The 14,013-nt window shown below is 70.1% G+C and carries 17 protein-coding genes and 1 tRNA gene; 4 read left to right on the top strand and 14 right to left on the bottom strand.

All coding sequences use genetic code 11. The annotated features are described in order from the left end of the window. Positions 1 to 10: 10 nt before the first annotated feature. From AB0E78_RS05585 to AB0E78_RS05550, 8 genes are all read right to left on the bottom strand, one after another. Positions 11 to 871, bottom strand: coding sequence for an RNA polymerase sigma factor SigF (locus AB0E78_RS05585; RefSeq protein ID WP_361828716.1), 861 nt, complete (start codon positions 869 to 871; stop codon positions 11 to 13). Between the two features lie 244 nt (positions 872 to 1,115). Then, on the bottom strand, positions 1,116 to 2,030 hold the full coding sequence (locus tag AB0E78_RS05580) for an RNA polymerase sigma factor SigF (RefSeq protein ID WP_361828715.1): 915 nt from the start codon (positions 2,028 to 2,030) through the stop codon (positions 1,116 to 1,118). A 243-nt stretch (positions 2,031 to 2,273) separates the two neighbouring features. After that, the gene (locus AB0E78_RS05575) at positions 2,274 to 2,567 is read right to left on the bottom strand and encodes a Dabb family protein (protein WP_361828714.1); all 294 of its coding nucleotides are present in this window, start codon (positions 2,565 to 2,567) and stop codon (positions 2,274 to 2,276) included. 52 nt (positions 2,568 to 2,619) lie between these two features. After that, a complete protein-coding gene (locus AB0E78_RS05570; RefSeq protein ID WP_190082868.1) occupies positions 2,620 to 2,799 on the bottom strand; it encodes a hypothetical protein in 180 nt (59 codons plus the stop codon). Positions 2,800 to 3,252: 453 nt separating this feature from the next. Next, positions 3,253 to 3,337: transfer RNA gene (locus AB0E78_RS05565), tRNA-Ser, on the bottom strand. A gap of 69 nt (positions 3,338 to 3,406) precedes the next feature. Continuing rightward, positions 3,407 to 3,838, bottom strand: a complete 432-nt coding sequence (gene tadA / locus AB0E78_RS05560; protein ID WP_361829513.1) for a tRNA adenosine(34) deaminase TadA — start codon at positions 3,836 to 3,838, stop codon at positions 3,407 to 3,409. A 96-nt stretch (positions 3,839 to 3,934) separates the two neighbouring features. Beyond that, a complete protein-coding gene (locus tag AB0E78_RS05555) occupies positions 3,935 to 4,507 on the bottom strand; it encodes a hypothetical protein (RefSeq protein WP_361829511.1) in 573 nt (190 codons plus the stop codon). A gap of 205 nt (positions 4,508 to 4,712) precedes the next feature. Further along, positions 4,713 to 4,898 carry a hypothetical protein gene (locus AB0E78_RS05550; RefSeq protein ID WP_361828712.1) on the bottom strand — a complete coding sequence of 62 codons (186 nt, stop codon included), beginning with the start codon at positions 4,896 to 4,898 and terminating at the stop codon, positions 4,713 to 4,715. Between the two features lie 138 nt (positions 4,899 to 5,036). On the opposite strand from AB0E78_RS05550, the gene upp reads away from it, so the two are divergent. Continuing rightward, positions 5,037 to 5,672 (top strand): uracil phosphoribosyltransferase, encoded by a 636-nt coding sequence (gene upp / locus AB0E78_RS05545; RefSeq protein WP_135331553.1) that lies wholly within the window; start codon positions 5,037 to 5,039, stop codon positions 5,670 to 5,672. Between the two features lie 3 nt (positions 5,673 to 5,675). On the opposite strand, the gene AB0E78_RS05540 is transcribed toward upp, so the two are convergent. Continuing rightward, the gene (locus AB0E78_RS05540) at positions 5,676 to 6,323 is read right to left on the bottom strand and encodes a LytR C-terminal domain-containing protein (protein ID WP_361828711.1); all 648 of its coding nucleotides are present in this window, start codon (positions 6,321 to 6,323) and stop codon (positions 5,676 to 5,678) included. Between the two features lie 113 nt (positions 6,324 to 6,436). Next, positions 6,437 to 6,733, bottom strand: a complete 297-nt coding sequence (locus AB0E78_RS05535; RefSeq protein WP_003955420.1) for a type II toxin-antitoxin system VapB family antitoxin — start codon at positions 6,731 to 6,733, stop codon at positions 6,437 to 6,439. A 258-nt stretch (positions 6,734 to 6,991) separates the two neighbouring features. Between AB0E78_RS05535 and AB0E78_RS05530 the strand changes: the two genes are divergently transcribed. Further along, positions 6,992 to 8,521 carry a helicase HerA-like domain-containing protein gene (locus AB0E78_RS05530; RefSeq protein WP_361828710.1) on the top strand — a complete coding sequence of 510 codons (1,530 nt, stop codon included), beginning with the start codon at positions 6,992 to 6,994 and terminating at the stop codon, positions 8,519 to 8,521. A gap of 41 nt (positions 8,522 to 8,562) precedes the next feature. Here AB0E78_RS05530 and AB0E78_RS05525 read toward each other — a convergent pair whose 3' ends face one another. The 3 genes from AB0E78_RS05525 to AB0E78_RS05515 all read right to left on the bottom strand — a co-directional run bounded on the left by AB0E78_RS05525 (position 8,563) and on the right by AB0E78_RS05515 (position 9,881). Next, a complete protein-coding gene (locus tag AB0E78_RS05525) occupies positions 8,563 to 8,739 on the bottom strand; it encodes a hypothetical protein (protein WP_361828709.1) in 177 nt (58 codons plus the stop codon). Between the two features lie 63 nt (positions 8,740 to 8,802). Further along, entirely contained in the window at positions 8,803 to 9,117 is a 315-nt protein-coding gene (locus AB0E78_RS05520) for a hypothetical protein (protein WP_361828708.1), read from the bottom strand. A gap of 179 nt (positions 9,118 to 9,296) precedes the next feature. Further along, on the bottom strand, positions 9,297 to 9,881 hold the full coding sequence (locus tag AB0E78_RS05515) for an HhH-GPD-type base excision DNA repair protein (protein ID WP_361828707.1): 585 nt from the start codon (positions 9,879 to 9,881) through the stop codon (positions 9,297 to 9,299). Between the two features lie 194 nt (positions 9,882 to 10,075). Between AB0E78_RS05515 and AB0E78_RS05510 the strand changes: the two genes are divergently transcribed. Next, complete coding sequence (locus AB0E78_RS05510) at positions 10,076 to 11,677, top strand: ABC-F family ATP-binding cassette domain-containing protein (RefSeq protein WP_361828705.1); 1,602 nt, start codon at positions 10,076 to 10,078, stop codon at positions 11,675 to 11,677. A 22-nt stretch (positions 11,678 to 11,699) separates the two neighbouring features. On the opposite strand, the gene AB0E78_RS05505 is transcribed toward AB0E78_RS05510, so the two are convergent. After that, positions 11,700 to 12,902 carry a cation:proton antiporter gene (locus AB0E78_RS05505; RefSeq protein WP_361828704.1) on the bottom strand — a complete coding sequence of 401 codons (1,203 nt, stop codon included), beginning with the start codon at positions 12,900 to 12,902 and terminating at the stop codon, positions 11,700 to 11,702. Between the two features lie 165 nt (positions 12,903 to 13,067). Between AB0E78_RS05505 and AB0E78_RS05500 the strand changes: the two genes are divergently transcribed. Then, positions 13,068 to 14,003, top strand: a complete 936-nt coding sequence (locus tag AB0E78_RS05500; RefSeq protein WP_361829509.1) for a PrsW family intramembrane metalloprotease — start codon at positions 13,068 to 13,070, stop codon at positions 14,001 to 14,003. Positions 14,004 to 14,013: the final 10 nt, after the last annotated feature.

Here is a 14,013-nt window from a genome sequence, read left to right as displayed (position 1 = left end):
AGAGCCCGGATCAGTCGGCGATGAGCCCCTCGCGAAGCTGCGAAAGCGTCCGCGTCAGCAGGCGCGAGACGTGCATCTGTGAGATGCCGACCTCCTCGCCGATCTGCGACTGCGTCATGTTGGCGAAGAAGCGCAGCATGATGATGCGGCGCTCGCGCGGCGGCAGCTTGGCGAGCAGCGGCTTGAGGGACTCGCGGTACTCGACGCCCTCCAGGGCGCTGTCCTCGTACCCCAGGCGGTCCGCGAGGGAGCCCTCGCCGCCGTCGTCCTCGGGGGCCGGTGAGTCCAGTGACGAGGCCGTGTACGCGTTCCCGACGGCCAGGCCGTCGACCACGTCCTCCTCGGACACCCCGAGCGCCTTGGCGAGTTCGGGCACGGTCGGCGAGCGGTCCAGCCTCTGCGCCAGCTCGTCGCTCGTCTTCGTCAGCGCGAGCCGCAGCTCCTGGAGGCGGCGCGGGACGCGCACCGACCAACTCGTGTCGCGGAAGAAGCGCTTGATCTCACCGACGACCGTCGGCATCGCGAACGTCGGGAATTCCACGCCCCGTTCGCAGTCGAAGCGGTCGATCGCCTTGATCAGGCCGATCGTGCCGACCTGGACGATGTCCTCCATCGGTTCGTTACGGCTGCGGAAGCGCGCCGCCGCGTACCGGACGAGGGGGAGGTTGAGCTCGATCAGCGTGTCTCTCACATAGACACGCTCCGGGCTGTCCTGGTCGAGTGCGGCGAGCCGCAGGAACAGGGAGCGGGACAGGGTGCGGGTGTCGATGGCTCCGGAAGCCCCGGAAACTACTGGACTCACAAGCGCGTCGGGCGCTGATTCGCTCTTCGTGAGCGTGAGCACCTTCGAGCTGCCCTGGTCTGCGGACATGCCACCCCCTTGAGGTCGCGGACGGTCACGGCGGACGCTCCCGTCGGAGGAACGCAGCCTCCACCTGAATACCGGACGTGGGACTGCGGCAAACGCGGTTCCAGCAGAATGTCACATGTCGGCAACACGCTGTAGTTACATGTCGACAAAGAAGGGTGACATCGATGCAGGAAAGAGGGGGTCTGAGGCATTTCTGCCCGCGAGATCGTCGGGAACCGCCGTCAGGGCAGTCCACTCGATACGGTTACGCCTCGATACGATTTGCGGATCGAAGTCGCGCGAAGCTTCTGGCCAGCAGTCTTGACACATGCATCTGAGAAACGCCCAATTCGGCGCTGATCTGTGATTGCGTCAGATTGCTGTAGTAGCGCAGCAGCAGGATCCGCTGTTCGCGCTCGGGCAGTTGCACGAGGAGATGGCGGACGAGATCGCGGTGCTCGACGCCGTCGAGTGCCGGGTCCTCATAGCCGAGCCGGTCGAGCAGGCCGGGCAGCCCGTCGCCCTCCTGAGCCGCCTCCAACGACGTCGCGTGGTAAGAACGTCCGGCCTCGATACAGGCCAGGACCTCCTCCTCGGTGATCCGCAGCCGCTCGGCGATCTCCGCGGTCGTGGGTGAGCGCCCGTGCGTGGTGGTGAGGTCCTCGGTCGCCCCGGTCACCTGCACCCAGAGCTCGTGAAGACGGCGCGGCACATGGACCGTTCGTACGTTGTCGCGGAAGTACCGCTTGATCTCGCCGACCACGGTGGGCATCGCGAAGGTCGGGAACTGCACGCCGCGCTCGGGGTCGAAGCGGTCGATGGCGTTGATCAGGCCGATCGTGCCGACCTGGACGACGTCCTCCATCGGCTCGTTGCGGCTGCGGAAGCGGGCGGCGGCGTACCGCACCAGCGGCAGGTTGGCCTCGATGAGCGCACCGCGGACGCGGCCGTGCTCGGGGCTGCCCGGTTCGAGCTCCTTGAGCTCGCCGAAGAGCACCTGCGTCAGGGCCCGGGTGTCGGCGCCCCTGCTGCTGGGAGTGCGCGGGGCGGGGTGGGTGTCCTGCGGGTCGCGGGTGTCGTGTGTGTCGCGTGTGTCCAGGAGTCCCGGCGCGCTCGGTGGGCCGGGGCTGCTCGCCTGTGGGGTCACGGGTGGTGCTTCGGGCGCAGTACTGGCCGGCACGGTCAACGCCACCCCTTCTCGGTCAAGCCCAGTCAAGTCCTGTCGAGCTCAGTCAAGATCAGCCGACCCTGGTCAACTCATCCGTCAAAAGCGGTCATAGCATCACAAGACATGTGCACTGTGTGCAAGCACCCGATAACTACGTGTTGAGGGGCAAGTTGGGCCATAAGACGCAGAAAAGCCCCTCACCGTTCCGGTGAGGGGCCGCTTTGCGCGGGGTGGTCGGCGGCTGAGCCGGGTGGCTCAGAACTCGTAGTCGGCGATCACCCACGTGGCGAACTCCCGCCACAGGGCGACGCCCGCCTGGTGGGCGGGGTGCTCGATGTACCGCTTCAGCGCATCGGTGTCCTCGACCGCCGAGTTGATGGCGAAGTCGTACGCGATGGCCCGGTCGGTGATGTTCCAGTCGCACTCCCAGAACGTGAGCTCCGGGATCTGTCCGCCGAGCGTGCGGAAGGCCTTGACGCCCTCGACGACGCGCGGCTCGTCGCGCTCCACACCGTCGTTGAGCTTGAAGAGGACCAGATGGCGGATCATGCGCACTCCTGTGAAGCGGGGAGAGGAGGGTGAGGACGGCGGGCGACGCCGCTCAGTCCTTGCCCCCGTTGGCGACCCACGTCATGAAGTCGCCGATGCTCCGAGCGGCGTCGGAAACCGCCTCGAAGCCTATCTGGACGTAGTCCGCGGCCTTGGCGGGGTCAGTGATGATCACGTAGAGCATGAAGACCACGAGGGCGAAGAGCCCGATCTTTTTCCACTGCACCGCCATGCTCTCGGCCTCCCCTTACCCGCTGCGTCTGTGGCCCCTGTGACGGCGGTGAGTCTAACCCGGCCGGTGCTCACAAGGTCTTTAAGGACCAACGGCCCGGCAGCAGAGGCCCTTTGCCGCGCCGTTCCGAGTGGCGCGAGGCGCAGGATTGGTGATGTGCCCCAGCGGATCTGGCAGGAATCCGCGGGCAAGGGACTGGCCCCACTGCGGGGTCACGCGCCGTCGGCTTCCCCCCGTATGACGGCGCGGACCGGGGGTTCCAGTCCTCATCGGGGGGAGCGGCTTGTCCCCCCGATGCCGTTCCCCCCGTCCAATCGGGACGGAGCCCCGGTGCTTTCACGGCGCCGGGGCTCTCTCGCGTGCGCTCGGGTGCACTCGCCTGCGCAGCCCTTTCGGCCCGGCCCGGGAACGACGAAGGCCCCGTCCTCGCGGACGGGGCCTTCGTATCAAGAGCGGTAGCGGTGGGATTTGAACCCACGGTGAGTTTCCCCACACTCGCTTTCGAGGCGAGCTCCTTCGGCCGCTCGGACACGCTACCGAGAGGAACTCTAGCCCAAAGAAGGCCGTGGTCAGAAATCCGTTCTTCGGAGGGCCTTCGGAGGGCTTCTCAACGCCCGCGGAAGAAGCGGGTGAGCAGTCCGGCGGTCTCTTCAGCGAGGACGCCCCCGATGACTTCGGGGCGGTGGTTGAGCCTTCTGTCGCGCACGACGTCCCATACGGAGCCAGTGGCCCCCGCCTTCTCGTCCCGCGCTCCGTAGACGACCCGGTCGACCCGGGACTGGACGAGCGCGCCCGCACACATCGTGCAGGGCTCCAGGGTCACCACCAGCGTGCAGCCGGTCAGCCGCCACTCCCCGAGCACGGCCGCGGCCCGCCGCAGGGCGAGCACCTCCGCGTGCGCCGTCGGGTCGCCGGTCGCCTCGCGTTCGTTGTGGCCCGCCGCGAGCACCGTCGTGCCGTCCGGGGACAGCACGACGGCGCCGACGGGCACGTCGCCGCCCTGGACGGCCAGTTCGGCCTCGGCCAGGGCGAGCCGCATGGCGGCCCGCCAGCGGTCGCGTACGGGATCGGGTGGTGCTGGTGCTGGTTCGTTGAGGTGGTGGTGGTCGTCGTTCCGGTCGCTCACACGGGGAACCTAGCGGACGGCCTCGAGCACCTCCGCCGCCCCGAGGATCTCGGCGATGTCACTGAGCGCGTCACCGGGCTCAAGGCCGAGCAGCTCCTTCTCGGGCACGCCGAGGTCGATCATGAGCTCCGAGTCGCCGAGGGGCCCCGCGGGCAACGCTTCGCCCGAGGCTTCCCCCGTCTCCTCGTCGTCGGCCGTATCGGGGACGGCGTCGGAGCCGGCGGGTTCGCCGTCCTCCGTGCCGTCCAGGTCGAGGGCGTCCAGATCGACACCCGGATCGTCGGTGCCCGGCTCACGGCCGAGCATCTCGTCGGTGAGCAGGATCTCGCCGTACGAACTCCGGGCGGCCGCGGCCGCGTCCGAGACGTAGATACGAGGGTCCTCCTCACCGTCGACGCGGACGACGCCGAACCAGGCGCCCTCCTGTTCGATGAAGACGAGGACGGTGTCGTCCTCAGTGCTGTCGGCCGTGGCCTCGCGGGCCAGGTCGGTCAGATCCGACAGGGTCTCCACATCGTCGAGCTCCGTGTCGCTCGCTTCCCACCCGTCTTCGGTGCGCGCGAGCAGTGCGGCGAAGTACACCGTGACTCTCCCACTGGTCATAGACAGTGCCGGTTGACGGTTTGGGTGTCCCCCCGGCGAGTTCGGGGAGCGGGGGAGTTGCTGTTCCAAGCCCCGCCCACTCGGAATCGTGGCAGAAACCGCGGCCGGAGGAGAGGTCTTCCGCCCGCTGTGTCCGCGTCGCGTTTCCCGGACGGCTCCCGGATGCCTGCCTGAGAGGTGGCCGCTACCAGCGGAACGTGCGCATACGCATCTGCTGACGCATGCGTGCCGCCCGGGCGCGGCGCGGCTTCACACGGTCCCGGAGCTCGATGGCCTCGGCGCGTTCGCGCAGGAACTGGGCGCGTCGGCGCCGGCGCTCGGCTTCGGTCTCGCGGTCCGGCTCTCGGCCGCCGGGCTCTCTGTCCGGCATGGGCAACACCACCCCAGGTCGTACGTCCACTTTCCCCCGTACGGCGGGTTTGATGCGAGCGCGGAAGTTCCGGGGAGGTGGCGGAGGTGGCCGTAACGGGGGAGACCGGGTGGTCCCGGGCGCGGTTACCGTTGACGCATGCGTATCCACGTCGTCGACCACCCGCTGGTGGCGCACAAACTCACCACGCTGCGCGACAAGCGCACCGACTCTCCGACCTTCCGGCGCCTCGCCGACGAGCTGGTCACCCTGCTCGCGTACGAGGCCACCCGGGACGTGCGCACCGAGCAGGTCGACATCGAGACCCCGGTCACCCCGACGACCGGCGTCAAGCTGTCCTACCCGCGCCCCCTGGTCGTGCCGATCCTGCGCGCCGGGCTCGGCATGCTGGACGGCATGGTGCGGCTCCTGCCGACCGCCGAGGTGGGTTTCCTCGGGATGATCCGCGACGAGGAGACCCTGCAGGCGTCGACGTACGCGACCCGCATGCCGGAGGACCTCTCCGGGCGCCAGGTGTACGTCCTCGACCCGATGCTGGCCACCGGCGGCACGCTCGTCGCGGCCATCCAGGAACTGATCAAGCGCGGCGCGGACGACGTCACCGCCGTGGTGCTCCTCGCCGCGCCCGAGGGCGTCGAGGTCATGGAGCGCGAGCTGGCGGGCACGCCGGTGACGGTCGTGACGGCTTCGGTCGACGAGCGGCTGAACGAGAACGGCTACATCGTGCCGGGCCTCGGCGACGCCGGTGACCGGATGTACGGGACCGCGGAGTAGCGCTCAGCAGTCTTTCTGGCCGTTGGACGTCGAGGACGTCGGCTTGGGTTTGGCGAGTACCGCCAGAGCCTTGTCGGCGTCCTCTTTCTTTGCCAGATCCTTGAACTTCGCGCCCAGGATGAGGTCCACCTCGCCGCTCTTACGGGCGTCCGTGCGGCTCTCGGTGCCCGCGAGCTGCGTGCCGAGGACCGGCAGGGCGGTGTCCGTGGCGGACTTGGCGCCGAGCAGCATGCCGGTTCCCTTGACCTTTTTGTCGTACTCCTTCGGAGCGTTGTCCACCTTGCCGATGGTGAAGCCGCGCTTCTTCAGCTCGCCCGCGACGTCCTTGGCGAGGCCGGAGCGGGGCGTGGCGTTGTAGACGTTGACCTTGATCTGGCCCGGCTTGGGGAGCGCCTTGGGGGCGGGCGGCTCGGCCGAGGGGCCCTGCTTGGGCTTGCAGTCGCTGCGGGCGCTTGCCGCCGTGGCCTTGTCGCCGCCCGTGAAGACGTCGATGAGCTGCAGTGTTCCCCAGCCGATCAGGCCGGCCGCCACGACGGACGCGACCACCGCGAGCACGATCCTGCGGCGGCCACGGGGTCGGCGCATACGCGGATATTTGGCCCCCGTGATGCGGTACTTGCCGCCCATGCCGGGGGGAGTGAGCATGCTCATGGGCGCAGCGTAGTGCGACGACGCCGTGATGCCTACTAAATGATCATTGACTTGGGCTCAGTCCAACCCGAAAGGGTCAATGGCTGAACGGTCGATGAGGGCGATGGCCGCTGTCAGCCCAGTTCGAGGACGCGGGCGTGCAGTACCTGGCGCTGCTGGAGCGCGGCACGGACCGCGCGGTGCAGTCCGTCTTCCAGGTAGAGGTCGCCCTGCCACTTCACCACGTGCGCGAAGAGGTCGCCGTAGAACGTCGAGTCCTCCGCGAGGAGCGTCTCTAGGTCCAACTGACCCTTGGTCGTCACGAGCTGATCGAGGCGGACCGGGCGCGGCGCGACGTCCGCCCACTGCCGGGTGCTTTCCCGGCCGTGGTCGGGGTACGGCCGGCCGTTTCCGATGCGCTTGAAGATCACACGGAAAGCCTACCGGGCAAGGCTCTCCGGGCGCAGCCATGGAGACGGAGTGCGACTCTGGGAAATGACGCCGGAAAGCGGGGCAAAACGGGTACGGCCACGCCGGGAACAGGGGCAGAAGTGAGCGACAGCCAGCCGATGCCGTCCACGACGGAGGGCGCGAAACCCTCTAACGAGTCTTCGCCGGTCGCGGGGGTGACGACCGGAGGGGAGGGTTCCGGTGAGGCGCCGTCTCAGGGGGCGCTGCCTCAGGAGGCGATGGAGATCGTCTCCGGGTATGCCTTCGCGGGGCCCGCGCTGGACCTCGGGGCGCTCCTGTGGGACGGGCAGTGTCTGCCCGACGCCCAGATCCGCATTCCGCTGGCCATGCTCAACCGGCACGGGCTCGTCGCGGGGGCGACCGGTACGGGCAAGACGAAGACCCTCCAGCTCATCGCCGAGCAACTGGCCGCGCAGGGCGTGCCGGTGTTCCTCGCGGACATCAAGGGGGACGTCTCCGGGATCTCGGTGCCGGGGGAGAGCGGCGAGAAGGTCGCCGAGCGGGCGCGGGAGGTCGGCCAGACGTGGGAGGCGACGGGCTTCCCCAGCGAGTTCTACGCACTGGGCGGCATCGGCACCGGTATCCCCGTGCGGGCCACGATCACGAGCTTCGGCCCCGTGCTGCTCTCGAAGGTGCTCCAGCTGAATCAGACCCAGGAGCAGTCACTCGGCCTGATCTTCCATTACGCCGATCAAAAAGGGCTTGAACTGGTCGATCTGAAGGACCTGCGGGCCGTGGTGACGTTCCTGACGTCGGACGAGGGCAAGTCCGAGCTCAAGGGGATCGGCGGTCTCTCCACGGTCACCGCGGGCGTCATCCTGCGGGCGCTGACCGCCTTCGAGGCGCGGGGCATGGGGGACTTCTTCGGGGAGCCGGAGTTCGACACGAGCGAGTTCCTGCGGGCCGCGCCGGACGGGCGGGGCTTCGTGTCGGTGCTCGAACTGCCCGCCGTGCAGGACAAACCGCAGCTCTTCTCGACGTTCCTGATGTGGCTGCTGGCGGATCTCTACAACGACCTGCCCGAGGTGGGCGACGTGGAGAAGCCGAAGCTCGTCTTCTTCTTCGACGAGGCGCACCTGCTCTTCAACGGGGCGTCGAAGGCGTTCCTGGAGTCGATCACCCAGACCGTGCGGCTGATCCGGTCGAAGGGGGTCGGCGTCTTCTTCGTGACGCAGACGCCGAAGGACGTGCCCGGCGATGTCCTCGCCCAGCTGGGCAACCGGGTCCAGCACGCGTTGCGGGCGTTCACGCCGGATGACCAGAAGGCGTTGAAGGCGACGGTCCGGACGTTCCCGAACTCGGCGTACGACCTGGAGGAGACGCTGACCGCGCTCGGCACGGGCGAGGCGGTGATCACCGTACTGAGCGAGAAGGGCGCGCCCACGCCGGTGGCCGTCACGCGGTTGCGGGCGCCGGAGTCGTTGATGGGGCCGGTGGAGGCGGGGGCGCTGGAGGGGGCGGTGAAGGGGTCCTTGCTGTACGGGCGGTATGCGGAGGCGGTCGACCGGGAGTCGGCGTACGAGAAGTTGACTGCGCGTCAGGCGGAGGCGGAGGAGGCGGCTGCGGCGGTCGCCGCGGCGGCGGAGAAGGGTTCCGCGAAGGGCGCTGCGAAGGGGGGCGGCTCCGGGAGTGTGGTGGACCAGGTGGTGGGGAGCGGGATCTTCAAGTCGCTTGCGCGGTCGTTGGGGACGCAGATCGGGCGGGAGATCTCGCGGTCGGTGTTCGGGACGGCTCGGCGCAGACGCTGAGGCCGGGGGGGGGCGCCTGCGCCGGTTGGGGGTGGGTGCCGTCAGCGGTCGTGCTGCCCGGTCTTCTTCTCGGCGCCCTGGTCTTCTTCTTCGACCTGAGCCGGGGCGGCGGCCTCGGGGCTGGGGCCGGAGCTGCGGCTGGGGTGGGTGCTGGGTGAGTTGCGTACGGCTTCGGCGCGGAGGAGGGCGTGCAGGGCCGCGTAAGGGTCGATGGGCATGGGTGTCTGTCCTGTCCTCGGTTCGCTGCTGCTGTTGCTGGTGGTCGCGGTTGGCGATACCTGTCAGCAGCGGAGGACGACGGAACGTGGCGCGGGGACGTGGCTGAGGCCGCGGGTGGGGAGGGGGCGGCTTCGGCGGGGCTCGCGGGGGTGCGCGAGCGGGGTGGCGCCGAGGGCGGGGCGTCTCGTGGTGACGCGGAGTGCGCTGTCGGCGGTGTCCTGATGGGCCTCGCCGTTGGGCTCGGTGGATACGGCCGCGGGTGGGGCGAGGGCGGGGGCGGGGGTGGCTTCGGCGGGGGCGAGGACCGCGCCGAGGAGGACCAGCAGGATGAGGGCACTGCGAAGCCACGCGGGGCGGGGCGACGCGGCACGGCTCATGAGGGGTCATGTCCCCCACGGAACCCCGCTTGCTGTTCCCTGACGCCGAGATCCCCCCTCATGGGCTACGAACACGGCCCGGGGCTGACGCGGGTGCGGGTGCGGTGCGGTGTTGATGCGGGGAACGGGTGGCGGTGGGAGAGGGGGAGGGGCCGGGGTGGATGCGGAGGGCCCGAGGGCTACTTGCCGGTGGACTTGGCCGCTGCCTTGAGTTGTTGTTTGTGGGTGCGGACCCTTTGGAGGGACTCGGGGCCCGTGATGTCCGCCACCGAGCGGTACGCGTCCGGCTCTCCGTACGCCCCCGCCGCCTCCCGCCAGCCATCAGGACGTACGCCCAGCTGCTTGCCGAGCAGGGCCAGGAAGATCTGGGACTTCTGCTTGCCGAAGCCGGGGAGGTCGTTGAGGCGCTGCAGGAGTTCCTTGCCGGAGGGCGCGTTCTCCCACAGGGCGGTGGGGTCGCCCTCGTAGTGCTCCACCAGGTAGGCGCAGAGCTGCTGGATCCGCTTCGCCATCGATCCCGGATAGCGATGCACCGCCGGTTTCGTGGAGAGCAGCGCGGCGAACTCGTCGGGGTCGTACGCCGCGATCTCGTGCGCGTCGAGATCGTCCGCGTTCAACCGCCGCGCGATCGTATGCGGGCCCGCGAACGCCCACTCCATCGGAACCTGCTGGTCGAGCAGCATCCCGACGAGCGCGGCCAGCGGACTGCGGCCGAGGAGCTCATCGGCTTCCGGCTCCTGGGCCAGGTGCAGGGTGACGTCCATGGAGTCGATCATCCCGTGTGGGGGTTCCCTTCGCACCAGCACGAGGGCGGGAGGGGCGTCTGGGGGGAAATGGGAGTGCGGTCACCGGAACCGGCCCATTACCCTCGTCGCATGTCTACGCCCCGCATCTCCTAGCCAGGACACCGGTCTCCACGTCACCCGTGTGTCCATTCGCTACTGCGGAGCGTTACCTCATGATCACCGCCCGACGCATCGACGTCCGCGGCGGCGCCCGGCTACTGCTGGCCGGCGCCTCCTTCCACATCGCCCCCGGCGACCGCATCGGCCTCGTGGGCCGTAACGGCGCCGGCAAGACCACCCTGCTCAAGGCCCTCGCGGGGCAGGCCGCCCCGGCCGCGGGGACTCTCACCCGCACCGGCTCCGTGGGCTACCTCGCCCAGGACCCCGCCGCCGCCGACCCGCACAGCACCGTCACGGCCCGCATCCTCTCCGCCCGCGGCCTCGATCGTGCGGTGCAGGCCCTGCGCGGCGCCGAGAGCGCCATGGCCGGGGCCGAGAGCAGCGCGGAGCAGCAGCGGGCCATGGCCGCCTACGCCCGCGCGGACGACGCGTTCCAGGCGCGGGGCGGGTACGCCGCCGAGGCGGAGGCCGCTCGCGTGGCCGCCGGGCTCGGGCTCCCCGAGCGCGCGATGGACGCGCCGGTGGGCCACCTCTCCGGCGGCCAGCGGCGCCGCGTCGAGCTGGCCCGCATCCTCTTCTCGCGCCACGACACCCTCCTCCTCGACGAGCCGACCAACCACCTGGACGCCGATTCGGTCGGCTGGCTGCGGGGGTATCTGGGGACCTATCCCGGCGGGCTCGTCCTCATCAGCCATGACACCGGGCTGCTCGCGGACACCGTCAACCGCGTCTTCGCGCTCGACCCGGGCCGCGCGGCCGTCGACGTACACAACACCGGCTGGCACACCTACCTCGCCCAGCGGGCGGCGGACGAGCGGCGGCGCGGCCGTGAGCGGGCCAACGCGGAGCGGAAGGCCGCCTCGCTGCGCAGCCAGGCGGAGAAGATGCGCTCGCACGTCGCCACCGCCACCGCGGCGAAGAACATGGCCCGCCGCGCCGACCGGATGCTCGCCGACACCGAGCCCGTGCGGCGCGGCGAGCGGGTCGCGCGGATCCGGCTGCCCGAGCCCGCGCCCTGCGGTCGTACGCCGCTCGGCGCGGTCAGCCTGGTGAAGGCGTACGGGGGCCATCGGGTGCTCGGCGGCGTCGATCTGGCCGTCGACCGGGGCAGCCGGCTGGTCGTCCTGGGGTTCAACGGCGCCGGGAAGACCACCCTCCTGCGCCTCCTCGCCGGGGCCGAACTCCCGGACAGCGGGCGGGTGGTGCACGGTCACGGGGCCCGGCTCGGCTACTTCGCGCAGGAGCACGACACCCTCGACGGCGGGATGACGGTGCGGGAAAATCTCGCTGCCGCCGCGCCCGGTCTGACGGACGGTGAGGTGCGGGGCGTGCTCGGGTCCTTCCTGTTCCGCGGGGACGATGCCGACAAGCCCGCCGCCGTGCTCTCGGGCGGCGAGAAGACCCGGCTCGCGCTCGCCGGGCTCGTGCACTCGGGGGCGAACGTCCTGCTCCTCGACGAGCCGACCAACAACCTCGACCCGGCGTCGCGCGACGAGGTGCTCGGCGCGGTGGGCACGTATCCGGGCGCGATCGTGATGGTGACGCACGACGAAGGGGCCATCGACGCGCTGCGGCCCGACCGCGTGCTGCTCCTGCCGGACGGGACCGAGGACCTCTGGAGCCCGGACTACCGGGAGTTCGTCGCGCTCGCCTAGGGCCGAGACCTTGGCCGGGTCCCTAGCCGGGGCCCGCCCCTGTGGCGTCGAGGACGCGTGGCGAGCGTGCCCGCAGCCTCAGCGCCAGCAGCGGGAAGACGAGCACCGAGACCATCGCCGCCCCGACGAGCGCCGCGGCCTCACCCGCCGTCAGCGCCTTGTCGGCCAGGCCGATCGTGGTGATCGCGACGACGAGCGGCAGGGCCGTGGCGGAGTAGAGCGTGAGGGCCCGCCGGTCGCGTACGTCCAGGTCACGCGGGGCGAGGAAGTACACGGGCAGGCCGCGTACGACGAGGAAGAGGAGGAGGAAGGCGGGGAGCAGGACGAGGGGACGGCCGCCACCGAGCAGGGCGTCCAGGTCGAAATCGATGCCGGTGACGATGAAGAACACCGGCACCAGGAAGCCGAAGCCCATCGCCTCGATCTTCCCGAGGACCACCTCGCTGCTCTCCGGCGCCGCGCCCTGCAGCACGAGCCGGGTGAGCAGGCCCGCCGCGAACGCGCCCAGGAGCGTGTCGAGGCCGAAGGCGTACGAGAGGCCCAGCATCGCGGCGAGCAGCAGCATCACGAAGCGCACCGCGAACTGGCCGCTGTTGTGCAGGGTCTTGGCGATGACCTGCGAGAACCAGGGACGCCTCGGCCGCAGCGCCCAGAAGACCGCGGCGGCCGTGACGGCGGCGAAGGCGGCGAGGACTGCGGTCGACGTGCCGGGCGAGCGGCCGCTCAGGAGCAGGGACATCGCGATGATCGGGCCGAACTCACCGACCGCGCCGAACGCCATCATCACCGTCCCGAAGCGGCCCCGCAGGTCCCCGGAGTCGCGCAGGATCGGAAGCACCGTGCCGAGCGCGGTGCTGGTCAGGGCCGTGCCGATGACGAAGCTCTTGGTGACGGCGCCCCCGGACAGCGCGAACGCGACGCCGAGTCCGAGCGCCAGCGAGACCACCCACGCCCACACCGAACGGCGCAGGGTGTCCCCGCGGACGGCGCCGAACTGGATCTCGTACCCGGCGAGAAAGATCAGCATCGAGAGGCCGAGGTCCGAGAGCACGTCGATGACCTCGTCGTGGTGGGCCCACCCCAGTACGTCGGGGCCGATGAGGATGCCGAGCAGGATCTCGAAGATGACCAAGGGGACGGGCAGCCAGCGGCTGACGCCGTGGGTGAGGAGGGGCGCGAGCACGGCGACGGCCATGATCAGGATGAGCGTCCCCGGCTGCGACATAAGACGTATTTAACCTAGAGTCGGGCGAAACGGACAGTGGGCGTCAACGCATGATCCGAATGCTTCGAAGGGGGATCCCGTCAGATGACTCAGAGGTTGGACACGTCGGCGAGCCGGCCCCCGGGCCCGGACGGTGACAGCCCGGACGGAGGCCCCGCCCCGCAGATGCGCCCCGGTCTCTGGAAGCGCTGCCTCTGGGGTGGCCTCGCCCTCTGGCTGCTCACGGCCGTCATCACCTACGCTACGAAGAACACCAACCTCCTGCCCACCCTCATCCTCCTGGGCAGCTTCCTCGTCCCGGCCGTCTTCGTGCTCTGGGCCTACGAGCGGGACGGACGCGACCTCGGCCTCGGCGTGCTGCTCAACTGCTTCATCGTCGGCGGTGTGCTCGGGGTGCTCGGCGCGTCCGTCATGGAGTACTACCTCCTGCACCCCTCCCTGTGGATCTTCCTCGGCGTCGGTCTGATCGAGGAGGCCGTCAAGCTGGTCGCGCTGATGCTGGTCCTGCGCCGCTTCCGGCAGATCCGCGGCCTGCGCGCCGGTCTGGTGCTCGGCGCCGCCGTCGGGTTCGGCTTCGCGGCCTTCGAGAGTTCCGGGTACGCCTTCAACGCCGCCGTCACGATGCGCGGCCTCGACCTGCGTTCGCTCCTGGAGACCGAGATCCTGCGCGGGCTCCTCGCCCCCTTCGGGCACGGCCTGTGGACCGCGATCGCGGGCGGGGTGCTCCTCAAGTTCCGTGAGCCGGGCGGGCGGTTCCGCTTCACCGGACCGGTGATCGCCACGTATCTCGGTGTCTCACTGCTGCACGCACTGTGGGACTCGATGCACGGCATCGCCATCTGGCTCGTCGCGAGGATCACCAGCACCGGGCTCGACCCCGCGCTCTTCGCGCAGGGCTACATCCCCACCCCCACCGAGCAGCAGAAGCACCTGTTCACGCTCTTCTCCGACGGCGGGCTCGTCCTCGTCTCGCTCGCCGGCATCGGCTGGCTGCTCTCGCTCTCGCGTTCGGTGCGGGGCGGTGGTGGCGGTAGCGGTAGCGGTGGTGCGCGGGGCAGGGGGCGTCGTCCTACGTACGCGAGTGGCCCGCCACCGGGATGACGCCGCCGCG

The organism is Streptomyces sp. NPDC032198, assembly GCF_040636975.1.
In the GTDB taxonomy this organism is placed as follows: domain Bacteria; phylum Actinomycetota; class Actinomycetes; order Streptomycetales; family Streptomycetaceae; genus Streptomyces.
The sequence above is the reverse complement of the archived record's forward strand: the minus strand, read 5'-3'. Positions and strand labels throughout refer to the sequence as shown.

Excerpts from the sequence above, each read along its gene's own strand:
- AB0E78_RS05585 (WP_361828716.1), bottom strand. The coding sequence starts at position 871 with ATGTCCGCAGACCAGGGCAGCTCGAAGGTGCTCACGCTCACGAAGAGC.
- AB0E78_RS05575 (WP_361828714.1), bottom strand. The coding sequence starts at position 2,567 with ATGATCCGCCATCTGGTCCTCTTCAAGCTCAACGACGGTGTGGAGCGC.
- AB0E78_RS05570 (WP_190082868.1), bottom strand. The coding sequence starts at position 2,799 with ATGGCGGTGCAGTGGAAAAAGATCGGGCTCTTCGCCCTCGTGGTCTTC.
- tadA (WP_361829513.1), bottom strand. The coding sequence starts at position 3,838 with ATGCGGCTCGCCCTGGCCGAGGCCGAACTGGCCGTCCAGGGCGGCGAC.
- AB0E78_RS05550 (WP_361828712.1), bottom strand. The coding sequence starts at position 4,898 with ATGCCGGACAGAGAGCCCGGCGGCCGAGAGCCGGACCGCGAGACCGAA.
- upp (WP_135331553.1), top strand. The coding sequence starts at position 5,037 with ATGCGTATCCACGTCGTCGACCACCCGCTGGTGGCGCACAAACTCACC.
- AB0E78_RS05540 (WP_361828711.1), bottom strand. The coding sequence starts at position 6,323 with ATGAGCATGCTCACTCCCCCCGGCATGGGCGGCAAGTACCGCATCACG.
- AB0E78_RS05530 (WP_361828710.1), top strand. The coding sequence starts at position 6,992 with ATGGAGATCGTCTCCGGGTATGCCTTCGCGGGGCCCGCGCTGGACCTC.
- AB0E78_RS05525 (WP_361828709.1), bottom strand. The coding sequence starts at position 8,739 with ATGCCCATCGACCCTTACGCGGCCCTGCACGCCCTCCTCCGCGCCGAA.
- AB0E78_RS05520 (WP_361828708.1), bottom strand. The coding sequence starts at position 9,117 with ATGAGCCGTGCCGCGTCGCCCCGCCCCGCGTGGCTTCGCAGTGCCCTC.
- AB0E78_RS05515 (WP_361828707.1), bottom strand. The coding sequence starts at position 9,881 with ATGGACGTCACCCTGCACCTGGCCCAGGAGCCGGAAGCCGATGAGCTC.
- AB0E78_RS05510 (WP_361828705.1), top strand. The coding sequence starts at position 10,076 with ATGATCACCGCCCGACGCATCGACGTCCGCGGCGGCGCCCGGCTACTG.
- AB0E78_RS05505 (WP_361828704.1), bottom strand. The coding sequence starts at position 12,902 with ATGTCGCAGCCGGGGACGCTCATCCTGATCATGGCCGTCGCCGTGCTC.
- AB0E78_RS05500 (WP_361829509.1), top strand. The coding sequence starts at position 13,068 with ATGCGCCCCGGTCTCTGGAAGCGCTGCCTCTGGGGTGGCCTCGCCCTC.